At 59.9% G+C, this 7056-nt stretch carries 8 protein-coding genes; 5 read left to right on the plus strand and 3 right to left on the minus strand.

The genetic code is table 11. The features are described 5' to 3' along the window. The first annotated feature begins 254 nt into the window (after nt 1-254). Entirely contained in the window at nt 255-1073 is an 819-nt protein-coding gene (locus tag FEM54_RS20065) for a shikimate 5-dehydrogenase (RefSeq protein ID WP_138452640.1), read from the plus strand. A gap of 118 nt (nt 1074-1191) precedes the next feature. Here FEM54_RS20065 and FEM54_RS20070 read toward each other — a convergent pair whose 3' ends face one another. Further along, nucleotides 1192-1842, minus strand: a complete 651-nt coding sequence (locus FEM54_RS20070) for a YceH family protein (protein ID WP_017134565.1) — start codon at nt 1840-1842, stop codon at nt 1192-1194. Nucleotides 1843-1959: 117 nt separating this feature from the next. On the opposite strand from FEM54_RS20070, the gene FEM54_RS20075 reads away from it, so the two are divergent. Next, a complete protein-coding gene (locus FEM54_RS20075) occupies nt 1960-2469 on the plus strand; it encodes a DUF1993 domain-containing protein (protein WP_017134564.1) in 510 nt (169 codons plus the stop codon). A gap of 68 nt (nt 2470-2537) precedes the next feature. On the opposite strand, the gene sstT is transcribed toward FEM54_RS20075, so the two are convergent. Continuing rightward, nucleotides 2538-3758, minus strand: a complete 1221-nt coding sequence (gene sstT / locus FEM54_RS20080) for a serine/threonine transporter SstT (protein ID WP_017134563.1) — start codon at nt 3756-3758, stop codon at nt 2538-2540. 242 nt (nt 3759-4000) lie between these two features. On the opposite strand from sstT, the gene FEM54_RS20085 reads away from it, so the two are divergent. Next, nucleotides 4001-5158, plus strand: a complete 1158-nt coding sequence (locus FEM54_RS20085; protein ID WP_017134562.1) for an MFS transporter — start codon at nt 4001-4003, stop codon at nt 5156-5158. 126 nt (nt 5159-5284) lie between these two features. Here the strand turns inward: FEM54_RS20085 and nhaR are convergent, their stop codons facing one another. Further along, nucleotides 5285-6187, minus strand: a complete 903-nt coding sequence (gene nhaR, locus FEM54_RS20090) for a transcriptional activator NhaR (protein WP_017134561.1) — start codon at nt 6185-6187, stop codon at nt 5285-5287. A gap of 134 nt (nt 6188-6321) precedes the next feature. Between nhaR and FEM54_RS20095 the strand changes: the two genes are divergently transcribed. Continuing rightward, on the plus strand, nt 6322-6573 hold the full coding sequence (locus FEM54_RS20095; protein WP_017134560.1) for a hypothetical protein: 252 nt from the start codon (nt 6322-6324) through the stop codon (nt 6571-6573). A gap of 28 nt (nt 6574-6601) precedes the next feature. Further along, the coding region (locus tag FEM54_RS20100) for a TerC family protein (protein ID WP_138452642.1) at nt 6602-7056 on the plus strand (455 nt) is incomplete at its 3' end.

Consider the following 7056-nt stretch of genomic DNA (forward strand, 5'->3'; position numbering starts at 1 on the left):
GGGCCACCCCAACCACCACCGTGGGCGGAGGCTTGGCCTGCCATAGCGAGTGCGCCGATAAGCAAGGCGATTTTGGGGATTTTACGAATCATGGTCATTCCTCGGTTAGCCCCTGCGCTTGTGGTCTGCAATCAATAGACTCAAGGATTGTCGCGGGGATACTTTTAAGACAACGTATTTCTGAAAAACAGCACCGCCGCTAGGTAAAGGTTGTGTAAGGTCTGTACCGATTTGCTTACTCAAAGGAGTTTTCCATGCAGATGCACCCCAACAAGGACACCCAACTGTGCATGTCATTGTCGGCGCGTCCCGGGAATTTTGGCTTGCGATTTCACAACCATCTGTACGAACAGCTGGGGCTGAACTTCTACTATAAAGCCTTCAGCAGCCAGGATTTGCCCGGCGCGATCGGCGGCATTCGGGCGCTGGGCATCCGTGGTTGCGGGGTGTCCATGCCGTTCAAGGAAGCTGCCATTGCCCTGGTCGATGAGTTGGATGCCTCGGTCAAGGCCATTACTTCGCTCAACACCATCGTTAATACCGACGGCCATCTCAAGGCCTACAACACCGACTACATTGCCGTGGAACAATTGCTGAAAAAGCACGCGGTGCCCAAGGATTCGACCTTCGCGCTGCGTGGCAGCGGCGGCATGGGCAAGGCGGTGGCCAGTGCCCTGCGTGACGGCGGTTATGCCAACGGCGTGATTGTGGCACGCAACGAAGCGGCGGGCCGGGCGTTGGCGCAGAGCCTGGGGTATGAGTGGCAAGCAGAGCTGGGCGAGTTGCGCCCGCAGATGCTGGTCAACGTGACGCCGATCGGCATGACCGGCGGTGCAGAAGCGGACCAGTTGGCCTTTGCGGCCGATGCTGTGGACGCTGCTGACACGGTGTTCGATGTGGTGGCGATCCCCGCCGAAACGCCGTTGATCGTGCGCGGGCGTGCCCAGGGCAAACGAGTGATTACCGGGTTGGAAGTGATCGCAATCCAGGCGTTGGAGCAGTTTGTGCTGTACACCGGTGTGCGGCCGACGGATGAACAGTTCCAGGCGGCAGTGGCTTTCGCTCGAAATTAAAGCACTGCGCAGATCCAAATGTGGGAGCGGGCTTGCCCGCGATGAGGGCGTGTCAGCCGCCTTATACATCACTGACCCACCGCAATCGCGGGCAAGCCCGCTCCCATTTTTAATCGGGTTAAGCCTGTTCCAACTGGGCCAGGCGCTCTTCCAACGCTGCGATCCTGGCTTCAAGCTCCTCAATACGCTCCACCGAAACTCCGCCGGCCGAACGCTCCACCGGGCTCCCGCGTGCCGCGATGATCGCCTCAATATCCGCCGGATCCCCCAACGCATGGGTATAACGATCTTCCCGTTGCCCTGCCTGGCGCGGCACCAATACTGCCAGCCCGCGCGCAATCAGGCGTTCAAGCTGGTGCACGACCTGTTCGGCATCTTCAAAGTCATGCATGCGCCCGCTGCGGGTCAGCAGTTCGTTGACGGTCTGCGGCCCGCGCAGAAACAGCAGCCCGATCAGGATTACCTGGGCCGGCACCAGCTCCAGTGCCTTGTCCACCCGATGCTCCCAGCGGTCGGCGCGGCTGCCCATCACCAGGCGGGTAAAGCCTTGGCCCTCGAGCACCCGCAGGCTCTGGCCGACCTGGCCCTGGCTCAAGTTGGTCACCGGTTCCCGGCTGGTCTTCTGGTTGCAGGCCAGCACCAGCGCATTGAGTGTGAGCGGGTAGGTTTCCGGGTTGGTCGCCTGTTTTTCGATCAGGCAGCCCAGGATGCGGATTTCCGTGCTGTTCAGGCGCGGCTCAGGGGTGTCGGTGTCGTGCTCGGCGGTCATCGCGCTTTCCCTATGCAGTGAAGCTCACTAGCCTAATCCTGAAAAAATAAAAGACAAGCCGCAGGCATGGCTATAATCGCCGCTGGTTCCAAACCCTGCCATCACCGTGAGACTGTCATGACTATTTCCCTGTACGCCGCCTCCATCCCGGTCTTCAAGCAAATGCTCAACGCGCTGAGCGACGTGCTGAACAAAGCCGAAGCCCACGCCACCGCCAAGAACATCGAACCCAATGCCTTGCTGCAAGCGCGTCTGTTCCCGGACATGTTCCCGCTGGTGCGCCAAGTGCAGATCGCCGTCGACTTCGCCAAGGGCGTTTCCGCGCGCCTGGCCGAGATCGAAGTGCCGAAGTACGAAGACAGCGAAGTGACCTTCGCCGATCTGCAAGCACTGATCGCCAAGGTGCTGGCATTTGTCGACACCATCAAGCCTGAGCAAATCGACGGCAAGGAAGGCATCGAGATCATCACCCGCCCAGGCACGCCGAAAGAGAAGCGCTTCAGCGGTCAGTCTTACCTGCTGACCTATGGCCTGCCGCAGTTCTTCTTCCACGTCACCACCGCTTACGCTTTGCTGCGTCACAACGGTGTGGAAGTGGGCAAACGCGATTACATGGGCGCTTTCTAAGCATCCAGATACAAAAAAGCCCGGGATCGTTGCTGTCGAACGCCCCGGGCTTTTTTACGCCTGGATAGTTAAGCCGTTTGCTCTTCCTTGCCCAGGCAGGCGGCTGCCGTGAACAGCACATCGGTGGACGAGTTGAGCGCGGTTTCCGCCGAGTCCTGCAGCACACCGATGATGAAGCCTACGGCCACCACCTGCATGGCGATCTCGCTGGGAATGCCGAACAGGCTGCACGCCAGGGGAATCAGCAGCAACGAGCCACCGGCCACACCCGACGCGCCGCAGGCACATACCGCCGCGACCACGCTGAGCAGCACGGCGGTTGGCAGGTCCACGGCAATACCGAGCGTGTGCACAGCGGCCAGGGTCAACACGGTGATGGTAATCGCCGCGCCGGCCATATTGATGGTGGCGCCCAGCGGGATCGACACCGAGTAAGTGTCTTCATGCAGGCCCAGGCGTTTGCTCAGCGCCAGGTTCACCGGAATATTCGCCGCCGAACTGCGCGTGAAGAATGCGGTGATGCCGCTTTCGCGCAAGCACATCAGCACCAGCGGATAAGGGTTGCGGCGCAGTTTCCAGAACACGATGGCGGGGTTGATCACCAGTGCGACAAACAGCATGCAGCCGATCAGCACCACCAGCAGGTGGGCATAGCCGAGCAGGGCGCCGAAACCGGAGGTGGCCAGGGTCGAGGCCACCAGGCCGAAGATACCCAGCGGCGCAAAGCGGATGACGACGCGCACGATCAGGGTGACGCCATTGGACAGGTCATCGAGCACCGTGCGGGTGGTAACACCTGCATGGCGAATCGCGATGCCCATGCCGATGGCCCAGGCCAGGATGCCGATAAAGTTGGCATTCATCAGCGCGCTCACCGGGTTATCCACCACGCTCAGCAGCAGGCTTTGCAGCACTTCGCCGATGCCGCCGGGGGCGCTGACGGTGGCGTCATGGGTAGCCAGCACCAAAGGCGACGGGAACAGCATGCTGGCAACCACTGCAACGACGGCAGCGGCAAAGGTGCCGAGCAGGTAAAGGAACAGGATTGGCTTGATATGGGTTTCCTGGCCATGTTTATGGTTGGCGATAGACGCCATGACCAAGACAAACACCAGAATCGGCGCAACGGCCTTCAGCGCGGTGACAAACACCTTGCCGATAAAACCAGTGGCTCGCGCAGCCTCGGGCAACAGCAAGGCCAGTAAGATACCGGCCACCAGGCCGATGACAATTTGGGTGACCAGGCTGACGCGCATCAGTCGTTGCAGCAGGGAAGGGGCAGCAGTCATAAACAGTTGTCTCTAGTTTTTTTAGTAGGACGCAGCATTGCAGGCACAGAGCGACGTAGGAAGCAGGCCCAAAGTCTAACATGCTGTAGGAAGCGTCCCGTTTCGGTGCGGCATTCCGTCACCCGCAACTGTAGGGTTTGGCCAGGCCAAGACCTATTCTGTTAAGATTGCGGCCTCTCATCTTTCCTCTCCGTCAGCGAGCCCTTCGGGCTGTCGTTGATGTCGTCGTTTCTGGAGTTTTCATGTTGTTCCCTATCCTGCTGCTGTCGGCCGCCGGTTTTACCGTGCTGACCACAGAATTCATCATTGTCGGGCTGCTGCCGTCGATCGCCCGCGACCTGAACGTCAGCGTGTCCCAGGCCGGGCTGCTGGTGACGTTGTTCGCGTTTACCGTGGCGGCATTCGGGCCGTTCCTGACCGCATACTTCGCGCGGTTCCAGCGCAAGCGCCTGTTTATCTGCATCCTGATCATGTTTGCGCTGGCTAATACCGTGGCGGCATTGGCGCCGAACATCTGGGTCATGGCCTTGGCGCGCTTGATTCCGGCGTTGGGGTTGCCAGTGTTTTGGGCCTTGGCGAGTGAAACAGCGGTGGATATCGTCGGGCCGGAGTTTGCCGGCCGGGCCATTGAAAAGATCGGTTTCGGGATTGTCTGCGCCACGGTGTTCGGCATTCCGGTTGGCACCTTGATCTCCGATATGTTCGGCTGGCGCACGGCGTTTGCGATTCTCGCCGTGGTGGCGTTGGCCAAGGCCTTGCTGCTGTTTATCTACCTGCCGGTGACCACACCCAAGAACGATCAGGTGAGCCTGCGCTCGCAGTTCAAGCTCCTGCGCAACCCGTTGATGCAGGGCCATATCCTGCTGTCGATCCTGGTCTTCAGCGGCATGTTTACCGCTTACACCTACCTGGCAGACATCCTTGAGCGCCTGGCCGGCTTCGACGGCACGCTGGTGGGCTGGTGCCTGATGGGTTTTGGCGCAGTGGGCCTGATCGGCAACGCCCTCGGCGGGCGTGCGGTGGATCGTCACCCGCTGATTGCGTCCATGGTGTTTTGCGGGTTCATGATCGCCGGCATGGTCGCGGTGGTCCCGGCGATTCACTCCACCCTCGGCCTGGCAGCGGCGATGGCAGTGTGGGGCGTGACCCAAGCGGCGATGTTTCTGGTCAGCCATGTGCGCCTGATGAAAGCCGCGCCCCACGCCCCGGCGTTTGCGGCGTCGCTGAATATCGCTGGCGCCAACTTGGGTATTGGCCTGGGGGCAATGGTGGGTGGGCATGTGATCGACACCCTTGGCCTTGCCAGCCTGGGGTTTGCGGCGTCCGGATTTATCCTCGTATCGATCCTGCTGGCGCTGTGGTTGATGACCGCCGAGCAGCCGATGGCGTCCAGCGCCTGAGTCAGCCTGGCTGGGACGGGATCAGGCTTATGTGGGAGCCGGGCTTGCCCGCGATGCAGGCACCTCGGTGTATCAGTAAGACCGAGGTGATGCTATCGCAGGCAAGCCAGCTCCCACACCTTGCCGTCAGGGCAGGGCGGTAAACAGCTCGCGCCGCGCCCCTTCGGTAATCGCCACGATGCCGGGGTGCTTGATCTTGCGCTCCACCGAGATCGCGTAGAACGACTCGGTGACCGCATCGGTCTGGCCGATCAGCGCCACGCCATATTGGCGCACCACCTCATCGGCGATCACGCTGGGAGCGATAAAAATCCCGCTGCCGGATTGGCCAAATGCCTGCATCAACGCGCTGTCGTCGAACTCGCCGATGATCTTCGGCTGGATCTGCTGCTCGGCAAACCAGCGCTGCAAGCGGCTGCGCACCACCGTCTCTGCGCCCGGAATCAATAACGGCGCGCCCTGCAGGCAGTGTGGGAAATCGCCGCCGTATTGGTCCGCCAATGCCTGGGTGGCGAAAAAGCTGATGCCGCATTCCCCGAGTTTCTGACTGTAGCCTTTGATGTCCAGATGCGTGGGCATAGGGCTGTCGGAGATCACCAGGTCCAGGCGCTGGATCGCCAGGTCGGCCAATAACCGTTCGAGTTTGTCTTCGCGGCAGGTGATGCGCATCGGCTCGCTCAACTCCATGGTCGGCGCGATCAGCCGATAAACGATGGATTTTGGCACCACATCCGCGACCCCGACCCGAAACAGGATCTGCTGTTCGTCGGGTGCTGCGCGCAACATGGCTTCCAGCTCGTTACCGGTCTGGAACATCTGCTCGGCATAGGGCAAGGCCCGTCGCCCGGCTTCGGTGAGTTCCAATTGGCGACCGACACGCTGAAACAGGGCGATACCAAAGGTCTGCTCCAGCAGGCTGATCTGGCCGCTGATGGTCTGCGGCGTGAGGTTCAGTTGCTCACAGGCGCGCACAATACTGCCGGTCTTGGCCACCACCCAGAAGTAATGCAATTGTCGATAATTGAGCATGGCGGTCTACACTTCGTAAAAACCGAAGTATACGTGAGAAAAATACGAATTTTACTGAACTGTTCAGCTGCATAGAATGCCTCGCTATCGAGGGGCCACTATTTGGACCCAATGGTTCTAACGAGGAATACATGATGAAACTCAATTCCCTGGGCGCGGCGTCCGTACTTGCGCTTTCATTGGTGATGATCAGCGGCTGTGATCAAGTCGAAAAGAGCGCGCAGCAGGTGCTGGGCAAAGCCACCGAATCGGCCAAACAAGCCATCGATGACACCCACAAGGCCGCCGAGCAGGCATTGAGTGAAGCGACCCAAGGTTTGATCAAACCTGAAAAAGACGCTGAGCAGGCCGAAAAAGAATCTGAAACCCAGCGTAAAGAAGCTTAATTTCCCAGCACAACGTCAGGACTGACCTATGGACTACCTTTTACAACTGGCCGCCAGCCCGACCGCCTGGGTGGCACTGGCCACCTTGATCGTCATGGAAATCGTGCTGGGCATCGACAACCTGATCTTCATCTCGATCCTCACCAACAAGCTGCCCGAAAAACACCGGGCCAAAGCGCGGCGTATAGGCATCAGCATGGCGTTGATCCTGCGTCTGGGCCTGTTGAGTACCATCGCGTTTATCGTGCAACTGACCGCGCCGGTGTTCGAAATTTTCGGCCAGGCGTTTTCCTGGAAGGACATGATCCTGATCGCCGGTGGCCTGTTCCTGGTGTGGAAGGCCACCACCGAGATCCACCACAGCATGGACCCGGAGCCCGAGGAGGAAGCCAGCGTCAGCAACACCGTGGCCATCGGCTTTGCCGCCGCGATTGGGCAGATCCTGTTGCTCGACCTGGTGTTCTCCATCGACAGCATCATTAC

It is taken from the genome of Pseudomonas edaphica, from assembly GCF_005863185.1.
GTDB classification, from domain to species: domain Bacteria; phylum Pseudomonadota; class Gammaproteobacteria; order Pseudomonadales; family Pseudomonadaceae; genus Aquipseudomonas; species Aquipseudomonas edaphica.